Source organism: bacterium (assembly GCA_023382385.1).
Lineage (GTDB): Bacteria > Electryoneota > RPQS01 > RPQS01 > RPQS01 > JABWCQ01.
Genome location: JAHDVH010000003.1, coordinates 382,569 through 399,911 on the forward strand (window position 1 = coordinate 382,569; position 17,343 = coordinate 399,911).

The 17,343-nt window shown below is 54.4% G+C and carries 15 protein-coding genes; 11 read left to right on the forward strand and 4 right to left on the reverse strand.

Annotated elements, in window-relative coordinates; genetic code table 11:
* Positions 1 to 57: 57 nt before the first annotated feature.
* Genes KJZ99_09885 through KJZ99_09895 form a run of 3 tightly spaced genes read right to left on the reverse strand, consistent with a single transcriptional unit; the run spans position 58 to position 3,883 of the window.
* Complete coding sequence (locus KJZ99_09885) at positions 58 to 1,734, reverse strand: protein kinase (GenBank protein ID MCL4306213.1); 1,677 nt, start codon at positions 1,732 to 1,734, stop codon at positions 58 to 60.
* A complete protein-coding gene (locus tag KJZ99_09890) occupies positions 1,731 to 3,179 on the reverse strand; it encodes a sigma-54-dependent Fis family transcriptional regulator (GenBank protein ID MCL4306214.1) in 1,449 nt (482 codons plus the stop codon). The genes KJZ99_09885 and KJZ99_09890 overlap by 4 nt, the downstream gene beginning before the upstream one ends.
* Positions 3,176 to 3,883 (reverse strand): hypothetical protein, encoded by a 708-nt coding sequence (locus KJZ99_09895; protein MCL4306215.1) that lies wholly within the window; start codon positions 3,881 to 3,883, stop codon positions 3,176 to 3,178. The genes KJZ99_09890 and KJZ99_09895 overlap by 4 nt, the downstream gene beginning before the upstream one ends.
* Positions 3,884 to 4,519: 636 nt before the next feature.
* On the opposite strand from KJZ99_09895, the gene KJZ99_09900 reads away from it, so the two are divergent.
* From KJZ99_09900 to KJZ99_09910, 3 genes are read left to right on the forward strand one after another with little or no spacing between them, the layout of a single operon-like run.
* Positions 4,520 to 4,759, forward strand: coding sequence for a 4Fe-4S dicluster domain-containing protein (locus KJZ99_09900; GenBank protein MCL4306216.1), 240 nt, complete (start codon positions 4,520 to 4,522; stop codon positions 4,757 to 4,759).
* A 15-nt stretch (positions 4,760 to 4,774) separates the two neighbouring features.
* A complete protein-coding gene (gene vorB / locus KJZ99_09905; GenBank protein ID MCL4306217.1) occupies positions 4,775 to 5,818 on the forward strand; it encodes a 3-methyl-2-oxobutanoate dehydrogenase subunit VorB in 1,044 nt (347 codons plus the stop codon).
* 10 nt (positions 5,819 to 5,828) lie between these two features.
* Positions 5,829 to 7,286 carry a 2-oxoacid:acceptor oxidoreductase family protein gene (locus tag KJZ99_09910; protein MCL4306218.1) on the forward strand — a complete coding sequence of 486 codons (1,458 nt, stop codon included), beginning with the start codon at positions 5,829 to 5,831 and terminating at the stop codon, positions 7,284 to 7,286.
* A gap of 75 nt (positions 7,287 to 7,361) precedes the next feature.
* Here the strand turns inward: KJZ99_09910 and KJZ99_09915 are convergent, their stop codons facing one another.
* Entirely contained in the window at positions 7,362 to 9,641 is a 2,280-nt protein-coding gene (locus KJZ99_09915) for an NADP-dependent malic enzyme (protein MCL4306219.1), read from the reverse strand.
* Positions 9,642 to 9,859: 218 nt separating this feature from the next.
* Here KJZ99_09915 and KJZ99_09920 point away from each other — a divergent pair, with 218 nt between their 5' ends.
* The 8 genes from KJZ99_09920 (at position 9,860) to KJZ99_09955 (ending at position 17,328) form a co-directional block, all read left to right on the forward strand.
* Positions 9,860 to 10,546, forward strand: a complete 687-nt coding sequence (locus KJZ99_09920; protein MCL4306220.1) for an ArsR family transcriptional regulator — start codon at positions 9,860 to 9,862, stop codon at positions 10,544 to 10,546.
* A 29-nt stretch (positions 10,547 to 10,575) separates the two neighbouring features.
* On the forward strand, positions 10,576 to 10,938 hold the full coding sequence (locus KJZ99_09925) for a thioredoxin fold domain-containing protein (GenBank protein ID MCL4306221.1): 363 nt from the start codon (positions 10,576 to 10,578) through the stop codon (positions 10,936 to 10,938).
* Positions 10,939 to 10,981: 43 nt separating this feature from the next.
* Positions 10,982 to 12,547 carry a tetrathionate reductase family octaheme c-type cytochrome gene (locus KJZ99_09930; GenBank protein MCL4306222.1) on the forward strand — a complete coding sequence of 522 codons (1,566 nt, stop codon included), beginning with the start codon at positions 10,982 to 10,984 and terminating at the stop codon, positions 12,545 to 12,547.
* Positions 12,548 to 13,207 (forward strand): cytochrome b/b6 domain-containing protein, encoded by a 660-nt coding sequence (locus tag KJZ99_09935; protein MCL4306223.1) that lies wholly within the window; start codon positions 12,548 to 12,550, stop codon positions 13,205 to 13,207.
* Entirely contained in the window at positions 13,207 to 13,728 is a 522-nt protein-coding gene (locus KJZ99_09940) for a YeeE/YedE family protein (protein MCL4306224.1), read from the forward strand. Before KJZ99_09935 ends, KJZ99_09940 begins: the two co-directional genes overlap by 1 nt.
* Positions 13,729 to 13,746: 18 nt before the next feature.
* Positions 13,747 to 14,934: a YeeE/YedE family protein gene (locus KJZ99_09945; GenBank protein ID MCL4306225.1), complete on the forward strand. Its 1,188-nt coding sequence runs from the start codon at positions 13,747 to 13,749 to the stop codon at positions 14,932 to 14,934.
* A 338-nt stretch (positions 14,935 to 15,272) separates the two neighbouring features.
* Positions 15,273 to 16,412: an isocitrate/isopropylmalate dehydrogenase family protein gene (locus KJZ99_09950; GenBank protein ID MCL4306226.1), complete on the forward strand. Its 1,140-nt coding sequence runs from the start codon at positions 15,273 to 15,275 to the stop codon at positions 16,410 to 16,412.
* Positions 16,413 to 16,416: 4 nt separating this feature from the next.
* Entirely contained in the window at positions 16,417 to 17,328 is a 912-nt protein-coding gene (locus KJZ99_09955) for a hydroxymethylglutaryl-CoA lyase (GenBank protein ID MCL4306227.1), read from the forward strand.
* The last annotated feature ends 15 nt before the right edge of the window (positions 17,329 to 17,343 follow it).

The following is a 17,343-nucleotide window of genomic DNA, read 5'->3' on the forward strand; positions in this document are numbered from 1 at the left end:
GGAGATTGTCTTGGGCGAACAGGCAGGAAACCAGAGAGAGTAGTGCGATGAGAAGTTTCAGTTGCCGCCTCCAGATTGTCGAACAGCAAGTTCTGAGGTTTGCAGGTTTGCGCGAATCGAAAGTGTTTCTCCTGCAGCGGCCTGCCAGTCAGTTTCGATGGCAGGGAGGCTTGGATGGGTGATGCGCAAATTGTGATCGCCCGGCAGCACAACGGGCATTCGATGCAACGGTGTCGTGCCAATCCGCTCTCCGTCAACATACACATCGCCCCACGGTTCGACCGATACGTCGAGATGCTGCACATAGTGATCGAGACTTACCGTCGTCCGAGTGTCCTGTCGTAAATCGATGGAGACTTGAATCGGAGGATACGCCGGATTGCGCAACAGCACCACGTGTCGACCCTCCGGCAGTTTAACGGGTGCCCCCAGTGGCGTGATGCCGAACTCCACTCCCTCCAATGACACACGTGCCCACGGAGTCGAGTCCAGAAACAGATTAAAGCTGTCTGTCGCAGCCGGTGCGTTAACGCGAGTCTGCATAGTCCGGTCGGAAGGGTCTGTCAAGCGTGCAGGAGTATCCTGTTTTGGTGGAGGTGGGAAAGATTGGGGAACACTGTCTCCGGCCGCGCGTCGCGCATCAGACACTTGCGAATTGGGCGACGCGGTTCCGGCAAGAGTCGATGCGGTGTCGCGGCGCGAGGATTCTGCTCCGTGCGCACTATCAATGGCAGAAGTAATGCTTTGGGCCCCAACAGAGTCTTGCGCGAGGCTCTGGGAATCAATCTGCGTCAGGTGGGTGTTGTTGCTTTCCACGACTTTGCGGGTAGGCCATAAGACGTAAGACAGCACTCCCAGAATAATCGCAAGAAACAACGCAAGTGGGATAGTCCGCGAATGTGCCCTTTTGGTAACTCTCGCATCATGAGTATGACCGTTGAGGGAGTCGCGGGCTGCCTGCGCGGAGGCAGGTCGTTGCTCTGCCTCCTTTGAAAGACAAGTCTTGATTAACTTCTCAAGAGACTCGTCAAGCTCTGCCGCCTCAAGGCGACTCCAATCCGGCTCTTCTTCGCGGACGCGGCGCAACGATTCAAGCAGCGCGCCGGCATCAAAAGGATTCTCTCCGGTCGCGGCTTCGAAGAGCACGACGCCCACCGCAAACAAATCTGAAAGCTCACTTGGTCCTTTGCCCCGCGCAACTTCGGGAGCAAGATAGGCGGGTGTTCCCACAATCGCCGTATGATAAGTCAACTTGGGAACATCGGCAAGCAGCGCTAAACTGAAATCCGTCAGCTTGAACTCGCCGCTCGAACTGCACAGAATGTTTTCCGGCTTGATGTCGCGATGCAAAATCCCGGAGGAGTGAAGTGCGCTCAAACCGGAACAAAGTGCCTCCGCAAGCCTGCGGACTTCTGACGGGGAGAGCTTCTTCTCTCGTGTCAGACGACTGCGCAGAGACTCGCCATCCACCCACTCGTGCACCATGTATGGACCCTCGGAAGGATCCTCGCCGACTTCGTAGATCTTGACCAGCTGCGGGTGATTCAATCGCGCAGCCGCTCTTGCTTCGCGTTCAAAGCGAGCGAGCAGTTCGGGATCTCCGGCCAAATGCGGATGGAGAATCTTCAGGAATACGTCACGATCCAGACGGGCGTCATGCGCGCGGTATGCCGCCGAAATGTCTCCTCTGGAAAGTAACTTGCGGTCGGTGAGTCGCTCCCTCAGCGCTCTCATTGCGAGTCTTGTTCCCCCCACTCTTTGAGCTTATAGTGAAGGTAGCGGCGGGAGATCCCGAGTAACTGAGCGGCACGCGACCGGTTTCCGCCGCAGAGCGACAGCACTTGAAGGATGTGAACCTTCTCCGCCGCTTTCCAGCTCCAGTCCTCCCCTGCGGACGACGCGCTGGCGATTGCCTGATGGGAAATGTCCTCCGCTTCAATGCGGTCGCTGCGTGTAATTACTGCCGCTCGGACAATCGTGTTTTCGAGTTCGCGCACGTTCCCGGGCCACGTGTAAGACTGCAGGCGCCGCAGCGCCTCGGGTGAGATTCCTGTGACGTGATTGCCGAGTTTGCGCAGGAAGTGGTGAACAAGGAAGGGAATATCCGAAAGCCGGTCGCGCAATGGAGGGACCGATATCGGAAGGATATACAACCGATAGTAGAGATCCTCGCGGAAGTTGCCGGACTGAATCTCTGCCTGAAGATTCTTATTGGTCGCCGTCAGAATACGAACGTTGGCCTTGCGCACCTCCGTATCCCCCACCCGCCTGTATTCGGACTCTTGCAGAAAACGAAGCAACTTGGCCTGCAGCGGGGCCGGGATATCCGCAACTTCATCGAGAAAGAGTGTTCCGCCTTCCGCCGCTTCGACCAATCCTTCCTTATCCGCAACCGCTCCCGTAAAAGAACCGCGTTTGTGGCCGAAGAGTTCGCTCTCAAACAATTCGGCGGAGACGTTTCCGCAATACAGCGCCAGAAAGGGCTTTCCCGAACGCTGGGACGTGCGATGAATTTCGCGCGCAACCAGCTCCTTGCCTGTCCCTGATTCACCGGTGATAATGACGGGCAAGTCACTGGCGGCAACGCGGTCAATCAGGCTATACAACTCGCGGATTGCCGGACTGTCGCCAACTATCAGATTCTTGCTGCCGCGTGACTTCAGTGCGGCGATTTCGTTTTGGACGTGTTCAAAACGACGGGCGTTTTCAATCGCGAGTGTGGCAAAGGCCGCGAGCGTGGAGAGCGGGGCCAGATTCTCTTTGCGAAAGAGGTCGCGGTCCGAGCGGCTGTCCAGATAGAGGGCGCCTTCGATGGCATGCCGGCCCGAGAGCGGGAGAATGACTGCAGACTGAATGTGTTGGAGAATGATTGAAGACTTGCCGGAGAATCGCGGGTCTTCCACCGCGCTCTCTGTCAGTATCGGCTTGTTGCTCGAGATGACTTCCCGGACCAACGATTGCGAAACGTCTTCTACGCTGCGAATGTCGCCGCGTCTGGAAAACGAAGCGGCTAACTGAAGCTGGGTGCCCGTCGACAGAATAACCACCGCAGTTTCCGCGTGCATGGCCTGCGCCGCCGTCTCGAGAATCGCAGAAAATACCTCCTCCAGCGGCCGCAGCTCAAGGAGCTTCTGGCCTGCAGCGAGGACTTGCTCAGCGGTTAGAAGACCGGTGCTCATGGTGCTGATGCCTCAACAAGAAAGTAGCCCTCACGTGAGCGCGTCGAATTGTTGAAGTCGTCGTAAACAAAAAGCGTCCAGTAGTAGTCGTCGTCTTCCAGCGAATCCGGAACCTGCACAGATGTGTTCGAGGATGGCAGCGTATCCGACACCCAGACACGCACAACGATCGAGAATTCAAGGATGCGATCCACTGCCGCCTGATAGCGGAACGGATAGAATGCACTGAACGGCTGCCAAACCAACTCGGGGAAAGGGCCGGCAACCTGATTGGAATCGGGTGACTCTACAACTGGCGTTTCCTGCAACACTCGGAACAGAAAGGTGGGACCCACCGCGTGGCTATCCTCAGGAGTATAGACCACAAAAGTAAACGGCTGACCTACGACTGATTCGAGACGGTTATCAGAAAAATAAGACGAAGAAAAGGAGGCGGCCCAGCGCGCGTCATTCGTCAGCGACATTCGGACCGGCGCTCGAGTCTTGTATCGCACCTTCACCGAGTCAATCTCAATTACTGAGTCCGGCCACAGCTCCGTTAACACCGAATACGAGTCTGTAGTCGGAAACAACCGAGCAGTGTGCACGCTGCGCACACGAGTCTGAAATGTCGGCACAGGCAGCTCTTCCGGCGGAATTACGGGCGGTCGATAGTTTTCGGAAGCAGGATCGAGCGGGTTGTCGTGCGGGGCCGAGCAGGCCAACAGCAGTCCAAAGCAGGATATAAGTAAATATATTTTATAATTTTGAATCATAATCGATCGTTGCTGAGGTTGCTCTGGTAAGCTCAACCGGTGATGTTCTTCCTTTTGGAGCTTAGACACGGTAGTTCGCAGGAAGGTTGAATCGACCATGCGCACATGTGCACTTGGTGCGCATTTCCCTCATAATATAGCCAATTCTTACAAAACATGCGCCGCTTTGCTGCTTGCCTGAAGCAGGCCCCGATTCTCATACTGCAAATGAGTTCTATCAGGCAAATTCCTGAGCTATCGAGAAGATGAATGACAAGCAAGATATTCACAAAACGACACAATTGCTCCTTACAACAAACAATCTCCATTTCTTGTGACAAAGTCGCTTTAGGAACGAATTCCACAACGCTCAAATCAGACCAAGGAGGGCCAATTCTAAACTTCTGCTATGTTCAAATTGCGCTTTCGCAGGCGCTTGATTTTCCTTGCTTGCCGAACACTCCATCACGCGCAAGCGATTCGCGGAAGTTTGCAGACTCTCTTTTGCATGTGTATATTAATAGATATCAATCATTGCTGGAAACCGCGCGACGGGCAAGTAGAAATGTTTTGAGTCCGTCGAGCGCAGCATAGACCGGAGGCTGCATGTCTGAACCAACAACTCCCAGTGTGGAGATCGCTCCTCATCTGTGCAAAGCCTGTTTGCGCTGTATCGAGGTTTGCAAACCGGGCGTCATCGAGACGAATCTCGAACGCGCGTTTAATGAGTTAGGTTATCAGTGGGTAGAGTATAAGGGAGACGGCTGCACGGGCTGCGGCGCATGCTTCTACGCATGCCCCGAGCCGGGCGCGATCATTGTATTCAAGAAAGGCAGTGCGGCCTGAGCCAAAGGAAAGAGTATGGAATTAATCAAAGCAAACGAAGCGGTTGTCAAGGCCGCGATTCTGGCAGGATGCACGCAGTACTACGGTTATCCGATTACTCCTGCATCAGAAGTGGCGATGGCCGCTGCCAAATATCTGCCTAAGATCGGTGGAACGTTTTTGCAGGCAGAGTCGGAAGTCGCCGCAATTAATATGGTATATGGAGCGGCTGGTGCCGGCGCTCGGGTCATGACGGCATCATCCGGCCCGGGTATTTCGCTAAAGCAAGAAGGCATCTCCTATATCGCTGCGGCGGAGTTACCTTGTGTGATCGTGGACGTCATGCGCGCCGGACCGGGTTTAGGAAATATCTGGCCGGAGCAAGGTGACTACATGCAGGTCGTTCACGGAGGCGGACATGGCAACTACAAGACGCTGGTGTTCCTGCCGAACTGCGCTCAGGAAATGGCGGATCTTACGATTCTGGCTTTCGAACTTGCCGACAAATATCGGATTCCCGCCTACATCCTGACCGATGCTTACATCGGGCAGATGATGGAGCCCGTTGAGTTCCCGACGAAGACAGTGCATCCGCCGCGCAAAGACTGGGCGCTCTATGCCGACCATGAGTCCAAGGAGCACCTAATCTCTTCAATTCACATGAGCACCGAAGACCTTGAAAAGCATAACCTGCATTTGCAGGCGAAGTATGCCGAAATCGAGGCCAATGAAGTCCGCTATCAGGAAATCGAAGTGGACGATGCCGAGTTGGTCATGATTGGCTACGGGTTCATTTCGAGACTCCTGCAATCCGTGCTCGAAACGCTGCGCGAAGAAGGACACAAGGTCGGATTGCTCAGGCCAATAACCGCGTTCCCTTTCCCCTCCGTCCGTATTGAAGAGCTTGCGGACCGAGGAAAGGCTTTTCTCAATGTTGAATTGTCCAACGGGCAGATGCTCCGCGATGTGCAACTGGCAGTGGGCAGAAAGACGCCGGTTCATTTCTATAACCGTATGGGCGGAATGGTTCCGTCAGTCGAAGAGCTGACGAACGTTGCGCGCCGATACTTGACGAAGTAGGAGGATAGCGATGTCGCAACAAGTTCTGGAAAAACCCCATTCCTTCTACGATAAGTTTGAGCGCAAGGGAGGACCGCAGAAGACCACGCACTACTGTCCGGGCTGCGGTCACGGCAATGTGCACAAACTGATTGCCGAAACCATTGATGAAATGGGACTCGCGGACAACACGGTATTCGTGTCTCCCGTAGGCTGCTCAGTCTTTGCATATTACTACTTTGATGTCGGCAACATTCAGGCCGCACATGGCCGGGCTCCTGCGGTCGGCACCGGAGTCAAGCGTACGCGCCACAATTCCATCGTCATCTCGTATCAGGGTGACGGTGACCTCGCTTCCATCGGCACCGCTGAGATTATTCATGCGGCAAATCGCGGCGAGCAGATGACTGTGTTCTTCATCAACAACGGCATCTACGGAATGACCGGCGGTCAAATGGCTGCGACCAGTCTGTTGGGTCAGAAGACCGCAACGACACCGTATGGCAGAACAGTGGAAAATGAGGGCTACCCAATCCACATGGCCGAAGTCATTGCCACGCTCGAAGCGCCCGTGTTCGTGGCCCGCACGCATCTCGCCGACTTGAAAGGCATCATGAACACGCGCAAGTGCGTCCGCAAGGCGGTTGAAGCACAGGTTAAGGGGAAAGGATTCACGTTTGTCGAGATTCTCTCTCCCTGCCCGACCGGCTGGAAGATGGACACGCAGACGGCATGCGAGTATATCCTGTCGCAAATGCTGCCGGTGTTCCCTGACAAGGTCTTCAAGGATGTCATCGCCGAACGCGAAAGTTATTTCAGAGAGAACATCGAGCTTACGGATGAACAAATCCTCGAGACGCTGGAACTCGGGCAACTTGGCGAGCCGTTTCCCTATGTCAAGGATTTTGTCGAGAATTTCCCGACTACGAAGTTCAAGTTCGCGGGTTTTGGCGGACAAGGCGTCTTGACAGCGGGCGCGATTCTGGCCGCCCTCGGCATGCAGGAACATCTTAAGGTTTCGTGGATTCCGTCTTATGGACCGGAAATGCGTGGCGGGACCGCGAATGCTTCTGTGGTCTTATCGACGAAACCGGTCGGCTCGCCGATGGTGGTGAAGCCGGATGTGCTGGCGGTCATGAATGACCCCTCAATGGACGCCTTTGAAGCTACGGTGCGACCCGGCGGGTTGATGATTGTGAACAACACAATCATTTCACGAAAGGCCAAACGCACCGACATCGATGTGCTCTATATGCCTTTGACTGGTATCGCGGATGAACTGGGGCTGAAAGCCTCCGCAAACATGGTGCTGCTCGGCGCCTATCTCGAATACAGCAAGCTCTTGCCGGTTGAGCATCTCAAGCAGATTGTTCCCAAGGGACTGAAACGCAAACAGCTGGGCGAGCAGAACATTGTCGCCGTCGAAGCGGGCGCAAAGTGGATTCGCGACAACGTCAAGCGCAAAGTTGCGGAACCCGCGCTGGCATAGAGAGAATCATCGTCAGTTATGTAAAAGGGCTTGCCGTTCGGCAAGCCCTTTCGATTGATACGTATCTCTATAGTGTCAGTGCCGCGCGTCCACCGCCGCGTAGGCCGCCATCTGCACGATATCGTTGACGGCGCAATCAGGCTGGAGAATGTGTACCGCATGACTCATTCCCATCAAGATTGGGCCGATCGCCGTTGCTCCGCTCAACTCGGTCAACAGCCTGAAGGCAATGTTGCCACTGTTCAGATCGGGGAAGATAAGTACGTTGGCCGCTCCGCCCTTCAATGTGGAGAACGGGTAGAGAGTCTGAATGATTGATTCATCCAGCGCCGTATCCGCCTGCATCTCCCCATCGATAACGATGTCCGGTCGCAGCTTCCTCACGATACGCACGGCTTCCGCAACTTTGCGTGAGGCCTCATGCGGAACATTGCCGAAGTCTGAGAAGCTCAGCATTGCGACGCGCGGCTCACTCTTGAAGTTCGCACGCACAGTGTCCGCCGACAATATCGCGATTTCGGCAAGGTCTTCCGCCGTTTTCAGCTCGACATTGACTCCAACATCGGCCAGATACAGGTTTCTGTTCTTGAAGACCAGCGCATACATCGCAGCGACATGATTAACACCGGGCTTCTTCGGCAGGACTTGCAGCGCCGGACGCACGGTGTCCGAGTAGTGCTGCGAGATACCCGCGACCAAAGCGTCCGCGCGGCCTTCACGGAGCAGCATCGGTCCAAGATAATTGGGATTCCGAACCAGCTTGCGAGCTTCCATCAGCGTCATCCCCTTCCGCCTGCGCAAATCCCAGAGCTTCCCGGCAAGATTTTCGACTTCGGGGAACGTCATGCGCTGGGGATCCAAGATCTCCATTTCAGCGAGGCTGATCCCCAATTCCTTCGCATGTTCATGGATGACATCACGATCACCAATCAAGAGCGGATAGCCGATTCCTTCCTTGACAATCAAACCTGCGGCCCGCAACACCTTGGGGTGACTGCCTTCCGGCAAAACAATTCGCTTGCGATTGAGTCGCGCCTGATCGATAAAGATGCGCGTGACGTGCCGGCCGCTCCCGAGCAACTTCTCGAGATGATTGTGATACGCGGCGAAATCCTTGATGGGTTTCCGTGCAACACCGGATTCTCCCGCTGCGCGGGCCACCGCAACTGCGACGCGCAAAAGCACCCGGTGATCCATCGGCTTCGGAATCACGTACTCGCGTCCGAAGTGCAGATAGTCGAGGCCGTAGGCCGCACTTACGTAGTCGGGAACATCTTCCATAGCAAGCTCAGCCAGTGCGCGCGACGCCGCCATCTTCATCTCTTCGTTGATTTGCGTGGCGTGGCAATCGAGTGCTCCGCGGAAGATTGCGGGGAATCCGAGCACATTGTTGATCTGATTCGGGAAGTCGCTGCGGCCTGTGCAGACAATCGCATCGGGGCACGCTTCTTTGGCATCGCGATAGGCAATCTCAGGATCGGGATTAGCGAGCGCGAAGATGATTGGCTGCTTTGCCATCGACTTTACCATCTCTGGCTTGACTACACCTCCGACGGAACAGCCGATGAACACGTCCGCGCCGACCATCGCTTCGGCCAGCGTGTTTGCCGAGGTTTCGCGGGCGAAAGCCGCCTTGTAGGGATTGTAGCGCTTATGTCCTTCGGCCATGTCCTCGCGGTCAAGGCGCAGTGTTCCCTTCGTATCGCACATCAATATGTTCGCAGGATTCACACCCAGCGATATATACATCTTCGCGCAGGCGATAGCCGAGGCTCCTGCGCCGTTTACGACGACCTTGACCTGCTTGATATCCTTCTCGACCAGCTTCAGAGCGTTGAGCAGGCCCGCACCCGAAATGATTGCCGTGCCGTGCTGATCATCGTGGAAGACGGGGATTCCCATCGTCTTCTTGAGGGTTTCTTCGATATAGAAACACGCGGGCGCAGCAATATCCTCAAGGTTTATTGCGCCGAAAGTCGGTTCAAGCAGCTGGCAGGCTCGAATGACTTCCTCTGGATCTTCGCTGTTGATTTCGATGTCGAAGACATCGACCGCAGCGAATCGTTTGAACAATACTCCTTTGCCTTCCATGACCGGCTTGCCCGCCAGCGCTCCAATGTTTCCAAGCCCGAGCACGGCCGTTCCGTTTGAGACAACCGCAACGAGATTCTGCCGCGCCGTGTACTCCGATACGAGCTCTGGATTCTTCTCGATTCTCAAACACGGTTCGGCAACTCCCGGACTGTAGGCAAGCGACAGATCATATTGCGTTTCGACCGGTTTGGTCGGTATGACTTCAATCTTCCCCTTCGGTTCTCGACTATGATATTCGAGGGCATCTTCTGCTAATGACATCTTTCCTTACTCCTGAATTTCAAGCAACAGTGCTTGTGAAATTTTTCATTAATATACGATTTGGCCCCGTAGGATGCTCGTTTCAGCACCTTAATTGCGCTGTTTACGCAACTATTTGTCGCATTGTCACATTTCAGACGAGAAATTTGCCCGAGGGCTTGACAAGCTTGACTGCAATTTGTATATTCAAATATTCAATTGATTAATTGAGACAAGAAATGACACATTTTGATCGTCTGCGCGACAACCTAAGTTCAGAATTCTCCAAAATTGGCAGAGTCCTCTCCAGCCCTAAGCGAATTGAAATCATTGAGTTGCTGTTCCAGTGTCCCAAGAGCGTCGAGACACTTGCCGAGAATACCGGAATGAGTCTCGCCAATACTTCCCAGCATCTACAAGTGCTGAGAGGCGCCGGAATGGTCGAGGCCCAAAGGAGCGGCACCTACATGATTTATCAGCTCGCGAGTCCGCTCGTCCATGAGTTGGTCAGTATGGTTCGACAGGTCGCCGAGACGCACCTTGCCGATGTGGACAGAGCGCTCGCCAAAATCAGAGAAGGCACGACAGACCTCGAGAATATCGATCGCACACAGTTGATGCAGCGCGCCAAGGAGGGCAAGGTTATCGTCTTGGATGTCCGCCCGCAGGACGAATATAATGCCGCCCATCTGCCATTTGCGGTGTCAATCCCGCTCGCAAAACTTGAGAAGCAGTTGGCGACTCTGCCGCGCGACCAGCAAATCGTCGCCTATTGCCGGGGACCATATTGTCTGCTGGCCGGCGAAGCCGTTCGCCTGCTCAAGCACAAGGGTTTCAAAGCAACTCACATTCGTGATGGAGTCGGCGAGTGGAAAGCACATGGACTCCCTTTGGAAACAGGCTCCGAAAAAGGGTCCGAAAAGTAAACCTTCTAAACTAAGAATAGAAAAGAATCATGGGACTGATTGAAAAGCTCTTCGGAAGTTCGAAGGGCGTAAAACCGCTTGAAACAAGCGATGAGACGTTTGAGACAGATGTATTGAACTCTGACCTGCCGGTGATGCTCGACCTCTGGTCGCCGGGCTGCATGCCCTGCCAGGTTCTGGGCGGAATGCTCAGGGAACTTGCACCCGAGTATGCGGATCGAGTCAAAATCCTCAAGCTGAATGTCTCGCAGAATATGCAGACAGCTATGAAATTTCAGGTGCGCGGGGTTCCGACAGTGCTGTTCTTTAAGAAAGGCAAAGTCGTTGACCAGATGGTGGGACTTGCTCCCATGGATGTTCTGCGTCAGCGACTTGATCGTCTGGCGGCCTAAGCCGGAGAATCATTAGCACACACTCTCACACGACCTCTTTTGTATGCGACGACTTCTCTTTTCACTGGCATTGCTCTCCGCACTGATCATGCTGGTGATAAACATACTGCCGGAACCGGGCGGCGAACGCACTCCGCATGAGATACTGCGAGCAAAACACTCGGTAACGCGCAAGCCATCCGTTGATCACGCGAAGTTCTCCGTGCTGGACGGACCCTTCGAAAATCCTCAAGACGTCACCCGTGTCTGCATCTCCTGCCACACGGAACGGCACATTGAGGTGATGCAATCCTCACACTGGAACTGGGAACGCATCGAATACATCGAAGGTAAAGGCATCCGCAAAGTTGGTAAGAAGAACATCCTGAATAACTACTGTATCGGGATTTCCGGAAACGAGCAGGCATGCAACCGCTGTCATATCGGATACGGTTACGGCGATGCTTCGTTCGACTTCAAGAATCCCTACAATGTGGATTGTCTGGCCTGTCACGACCAAAGCAATCTCTACATGAAGGCCGGCGCCGGAATGCCTGACCCGAATGTGGACCTTGCAAAAGTGGCAAAAGACGTCGGGGCGCCGACGCGCACCAACTGCGGAACCTGCCACTTCTTCGGTGGCGGCGGCAATAACGTGAAGCACGGTGATCTTGAGATGGCGCTGTTCGAGCCGTCGCGTGAAATGGATGTGCATATGGCAGTCGACGGCGTGAATATGCAGTGTGTGGCCTGTCATACTGCGGAACAGCACCAAATGCTGGGTAAGCTGTATTCCGTATCTTCAATGAATCGCGACCGTGTTTCATGTGAAACATGCCACGGCGGTCTGCCGCACGCAGACAAGGTTTTGAATAATCACACGCTTAAAGTCTCCTGCCAGACCTGCCACATTCCAACCTACGCAAAAGACCATCCGACAAAACTGCAATGGGATTGGTCCACGGCCGGCCAGCTGCAAGACGGCAAACCATTCAGTCAGGTGGATGACCAGTTAGGTGTCGAAACCTACATGTCCACCAAGGGTTCATTTGTCTGGGGCAAGAACATCAAACCTGAATATGCATGGTTTAACGGCACGGCTTCGCATTACTTGCTCGGGGATACTTTTGATCCGGCGGATACGCTGCAGATGAATTCGCTCCGCGGTTCGTACGACGATCCCGACGCGAAAGTTGTTCCCGTCAAGATACATCGCGCGAAGCAGATCTACGACGTAGAACATAACTACCTGATTCAGCCGAAGACTGTCACAAATCATCCCGGAGACAGCGCGTTCTGGAGAGAGTTTGACTGGCAACGTGCGTCCGCCGCAGGCATGCGTGAAGTCGGACTTCCCTACAGCGGCAAGTTTGATTTCGCGCAGACTGTGATGTACTGGCCGATTAACCATATGGTCGCGCCGGCCAGCAAGTCCGTGACATGCGCTGAGTGTCACACGCGCCAAGGCGGGAGACTTGAGGGCCTGAACGATTTTTATATGCCGGGCCGCGATCGTGTGTTATGGATTGATCGGGCGGGAGCAGGACTTCTGGTGTTGACCATTCTCGGCATATTGGTTCACGGTACCGCACGCTTTATCGTATCGCGCAGACGGAACGGGGGACACTAAATGAAACGCGAATTAGTCTATCCGGTCTTTGAACGCTTTTGGCATTGGACGCAGGCCGCGCTGATTATTCTGTTAGGTGTCACAGGCTTCGAAATTCACGGTTCACTCCATTTCTTCGGGTTCCGGCAGGCGGTCAACATTCACTCTGTCGCAGCCATCGCATTTCTGATCCTGATCTGCTTCGCCGTGTTCTGGCATTTAACCAGCGGTGCGTGGCGACAGTATCTTCCCACATCCACTAACATCAGGGCGCAAGTGGACTATTACGTAACGGGCATTTTCCGCGGCGCTCCGCATCCGACGAAGAGAAGCGTGCTGAGCAAGCTCAACCCTTTGCAGAAACTCGTCTATGCCGGGCTGAAGGTCCTGGTCATTCCCCTGATGGTCACGACCGGTCTTATCTACATGTTCTATCGCTATCCGCAGCAATATGAAGTCATCAGTCTGAATATTGAAGGGCTGTCTGTGGTGGCGGCAATTCATACGCTTGGTGCGTTCCTCTTGGTCACATTTCTGATTGCACACCTCTACTTGACGACCACCGGCACCACGCCCACTGCAAACCTCAAGGCCATGGTCACAGGCTACGAAGACCTGCCCGACGAGCAGGCCGTCGCACACGAACGAAATCTCCTGCTAAAAACGGAAACGGTTAGCTGATGGAACACCGTACAACCAAATACATGAACCCGTATCTGGCAGGTTTCCTGCTCGGACTGGTTCTCTTAGGAAGCATCTTCATTACGGGGCGTGGACTCGGTGCCAGCGGCGCAATCAAGGATACGATTGTGTCCGTTGTGAGCGGCATCGCTCCTGAGCATGCCGCGGAGTCGCCCTACTACGGCCCGCTCATCGCCGATCAAGAGCACAGTCCGATGAAATCCTGGCTCGTGTTTGAGCTAATCGGCGTGCTGATCGGTGCCTTCGTATCCGGACTGATCTCAGATCGGCTCGGCTTTCGCAGCGAAGGCGGACCACGAATTCAGAACAAAACACGCTGGATGTTCGCGGTCATGGGTGGTGCGCTGTTTGCCATCGGTGCGCAGTTCGCCCGAGGCTGTACAAGCGGAGCTGCCTTAAGCGGTATGGCCGTGCTTTCCACCGCCGGCTTTGTGACCATGCTGGCGATTTTCGGAACGGGGTATCTGGTCGCTTTCTTTTTCCGCAGATTGTGGATCTGAACAAACGGGAGCTGTTCCATGGGACCATTTGTGCCGGATCCAATCTCTTTTGAGCTAAACTTAGTTATCGCGTTGCTGATAGGTATCGCCTTTGGATTCGTTCTCGAGCAAGCCGGCTTCTCTTCGTCACGCAAACTTGCCGGACTGTTTTACGGATATGACTTCACGGTGTTGCGGGTCTTCTTCTCAGCGGCCGTCACGGCTATGGGCGGAATTCTGCTATTAGGCTTTGCAGGCTTACTCGACACGGAGGCAATATACATTAATCCGCTCTGGTTGTGGCCAGCTGTCGTCGGTGGAGCCATCATGGGTGTTGGTTTTATTCTCGGAGGATACTGCCCGGGGACCAGCTTCTCAGCTGCGGCAATTGGTAAAATTGATGCGTTGTTCTTCATCGGTGGGCTGTTTCTCGGAGTGTTTGTCTTTGCCGAGATGTTTCCTGCCTGGGAAGAGTTCTATTACTCGTCGGCCTTCGGACCCGTCAGAGTCTTTGACACTTTGGGACTCTCGATCGGCTGGTTCGCGTTCTTGCTGATTGTTATCGCGCTCTCCGCATTCGCCGTCACCAGCTGGATTGAGAAGCGCGTTAGCGCAAGTGCCCCGTCACGGCAATTCCGCTTGCGTCCCCACTCCATCGCCGCCGTAGCCACCGTGCTCGCCGGCGTGCTGCTGATTTCGCTGCCGGATAGGAAGTCGCGCGTATTGGCAATGGTCACAGCAGCCGAGCACCTCGCCGCGTGTGAGACTGCGTTCATGACAGCCGATGAACTCGCCTTTCGGATTATTGACCGCGAACCGAACATTCAAATCGTTGACGTGCGCGATTCTGCTGCCTTCAACTCGTTCGCTCTGCCCGGAGCGATGAACATTCAAGTCCGTAATCTGTTCGACAAGGAATGGAATCGCCTGTTTGCACGCAGGCACGTCAAGAAGGTGCTGGTTGCCGAACACGAGAGTGACGCAATTGCAGCGTATCACGTTCTGGATGAGCTGGGATATTCCAACCTCGCTGTCCTCCAAGGTGGCCTGCCTCTCTTCAAGCAGGACATCTTATCCGAATCAACGCATGAAGCCGTGCCGCTTCACGAAGATGTAGCTGAATTTCGCATGAGTGCGCGAGAGACTATCAATAAACTCATCGAACAGGAACGGCAGAAACCTCCCGCTGTGGAGAAGAAGCCCAAGAAGGTGATTGGCGGCTGCTAAAATCATCCTGCGAATGTCAAAAGGCCCGCACTTGTGCGGGCCTTTTCTTCTGCCTTATGCTTTTCTATTTCCCCAAAAAGCGGCTAACGTTTAGTATTAGAGCACCATTGTGCTCAATTTGAGGCATATGAGCCAGAATAGGAGAATTTGTATCTGATTTTAAGCTCCTGTGAAAGCTGGACTCCCCGTTATGTAAGAGAGTCACAATCGGAGCCGCTCCCCTTTCCTTTTGTGAAGTGTTTCACAATATTTATGGTGTTGTCGTATCGGGGCAAAAAACCGCCCCGCTCCCCTCTGAAAACATCACTACCAATTAGTCATAGATTGAGGTCTTAACCGTGAAGAAAAAGTATATCATCGGCTGGCTGCCCGGTGACGGAGTCGGCATTGAAGTTCTGGAAGCTGCGAAGATCGTGCTCGACCGCTTGGATTTTGACGCCGAGTACATTCATGGCGACATCGGCTGGGAATTCTGGTGCAAAGAAGGCGATGCCCTTCCGCAGCGCACGATGGATTTGCTCAATCGTGTCGATGCAGCGATGTTCGGCGCAATCACTTCAAAACCCGCCAAACTGGCCGAGAAGGAACTAATTCCCGCTCTGCAGGGCAAAGGCATGACGTATCGCTCGCCTATCGTGAGAATGCGCCAGTCGTTTGATCTGTATATCTGTTTGCGGCCCTGCAAGTCGTATCCCGGAAACCCGCTGAACTTCAAAGAGAATATTGATCTCGTCGTGTTCCGCGAGAATACCGAAGACTTATATGCGGGCGTCGAGTTCGCGCCTGTTCCCGATGAACTGAAAGACACGCTCTTGAAACTCTCAAAGCCGTTCAAAGCGTTCGATGGAATTGCCCCAAGCGACTATGCCGTATCGTGCAAGATCAACACGCGCAAAGGCTCCGAACGCATCGTCAAGGCGGCCTTTGACTACGCGCGCAAACACGGGCGCAAGAAAGTCACGGTCGTGCACAAGGCGAACGTCGTCCGCGCGGCTGACGGACTGTTTCTGGATGTGGCGCGCGAAGTGGCTGCCAACTATCCGGAAATTACCTTTGACGAAGCGAACGTGGATGCCATCATGATGTGGCTGCTGAAGAATCCATTTAACTATGACGTGCTGGTTGCACCCAATCTCTATGGTGACATTGTCAGCGACCTGTGCGCACAGTTGGTTGGCGGATTAGGCTTCGGCTGCTCCGGCAATATCGGAACAAAACTTGGCGTCTTTGAACCCACACACGGATCCGCCCCGAAATATGCCGGACAATACAAGGTGAATCCGATCGCCACGATACTTTCGGCAAAGCAGATGCTCGAGTGGCTCGGCGAAATCGAGCTTGCAAAGCTCGTTGAGAAGGCCGTCGCCGAAGTGATCAAAGAAGGCAAGGTACGAACCTACGATATGGGCGGTTCGAATACGACGCTGGAAATGGGTCAAGCCATCGCCGACAAACTTCCCGCACTTATGACGGCTTGAGCTGATGAATTCCTTGATCCTTCATGAAGTCGGGCTGCGCGACGGGCTGCAAATGGAAAAGCAGGTCGTCCCGCTTGACACCAAGATTCGCTGGGCCGAACAGATGATCGATGCCGGCGTGGACATTCTCCAGCTTGGCTCCTTCGTGCATCCTGAAAAAGTCCCGCAAATGGCCGATACGGATGCGCTGTTCAACTACTTCAACGAACCGGGAAGAAGACCCGCCAATGTTACTCTCTCCGGTCTTGTCCTGAATGAAAAAGGACTGGATCGCGGGATGGCCTGTGGTGTGGACATGTTCTGCATGGGAGTCTCGGCAAGTGAAACGCACAGCAAGAAGAACACCGGCATGACCGTAGCTGAGGCGACTGATCGTATTATCGGCGCAGCTAAGGCCGCGCTGTCCGCAGGCAAACGCGTGCAAGTATCCGTTCAGTCTGCTTTCGGCTGCGGCTTTGAAGGTGCTGTGCCCGCCTCGCGTGTGCTGGGAATTCTCGACAAATACTTCGAAGCAGGCCTGAACGCGGTCTCCCTCGCGGATACTGCGGGCCACGCTCTGCCCGAACAAGTCGAAGCTCTGTTCTCTTCAGTATACAAGATGAATCCGCAGGCGGAATGCGCCTGCCACTTGCACAACACCTACGGTCTCGGATTGGCCAACTGCCGCGCGGCGATGAATGCCGGCGTAAGAATATTCGAGTCCGCCATTGCCGGCCTTGGTGGCTGTCCGTTCACAAAAGTCGCCGGCGGAAACGTCTGCACGGAAGACCTTGTTCACTATTGGCAGCGCGGCGGTTCACGCACTGATCTGGATTTGCCAAAATTGATTCAGACGGCTCAAGATCTGGCCAGCTACTTCGGCCGCGAGATGCCCGGCTTGGTCTACAAGTCCGGACCGGTCAATTACGCCGCATAAACTAACTGTAACATA

What these genes read in the sequence shown, in the direction of transcription:
- KJZ99_09885 (MCL4306213.1), bottom strand. Translation starts at nt 1,734, where the DNA reads ATGAGAGCGCTGAGGGAGCGACTCACCGACCGCAAGTTACTTTCCAGA.
- KJZ99_09890 (MCL4306214.1), bottom strand. Translation starts at nt 3,179, where the DNA reads ATGAGCACCGGTCTTCTAACCGCTGAGCAAGTCCTCGCTGCAGGCCAG.
- KJZ99_09900 (MCL4306216.1), top strand. Translation starts at nt 4,520, where the DNA reads ATGTCTGAACCAACAACTCCCAGTGTGGAGATCGCTCCTCATCTGTGC.
- vorB (MCL4306217.1), top strand. Translation starts at nt 4,775, where the DNA reads ATGGAATTAATCAAAGCAAACGAAGCGGTTGTCAAGGCCGCGATTCTG.
- KJZ99_09910 (MCL4306218.1), top strand. Translation starts at nt 5,829, where the DNA reads ATGTCGCAACAAGTTCTGGAAAAACCCCATTCCTTCTACGATAAGTTT.
- KJZ99_09915 (MCL4306219.1), bottom strand. Translation starts at nt 9,641, where the DNA reads ATGTCATTAGCAGAAGATGCCCTCGAATATCATAGTCGAGAACCGAAG.
- KJZ99_09920 (MCL4306220.1), top strand. Translation starts at nt 9,860, where the DNA reads ATGACACATTTTGATCGTCTGCGCGACAACCTAAGTTCAGAATTCTCC.
- KJZ99_09925 (MCL4306221.1), top strand. Translation starts at nt 10,576, where the DNA reads ATGGGACTGATTGAAAAGCTCTTCGGAAGTTCGAAGGGCGTAAAACCG.
- KJZ99_09930 (MCL4306222.1), top strand. Translation starts at nt 10,982, where the DNA reads ATGCGACGACTTCTCTTTTCACTGGCATTGCTCTCCGCACTGATCATG.
- KJZ99_09935 (MCL4306223.1), top strand. Translation starts at nt 12,548, where the DNA reads ATGAAACGCGAATTAGTCTATCCGGTCTTTGAACGCTTTTGGCATTGG.
- KJZ99_09940 (MCL4306224.1), top strand. Translation starts at nt 13,207, where the DNA reads ATGGAACACCGTACAACCAAATACATGAACCCGTATCTGGCAGGTTTC.
- KJZ99_09945 (MCL4306225.1), top strand. Translation starts at nt 13,747, where the DNA reads ATGGGACCATTTGTGCCGGATCCAATCTCTTTTGAGCTAAACTTAGTT.
- KJZ99_09955 (MCL4306227.1), top strand. Translation starts at nt 16,417, where the DNA reads ATGAATTCCTTGATCCTTCATGAAGTCGGGCTGCGCGACGGGCTGCAA.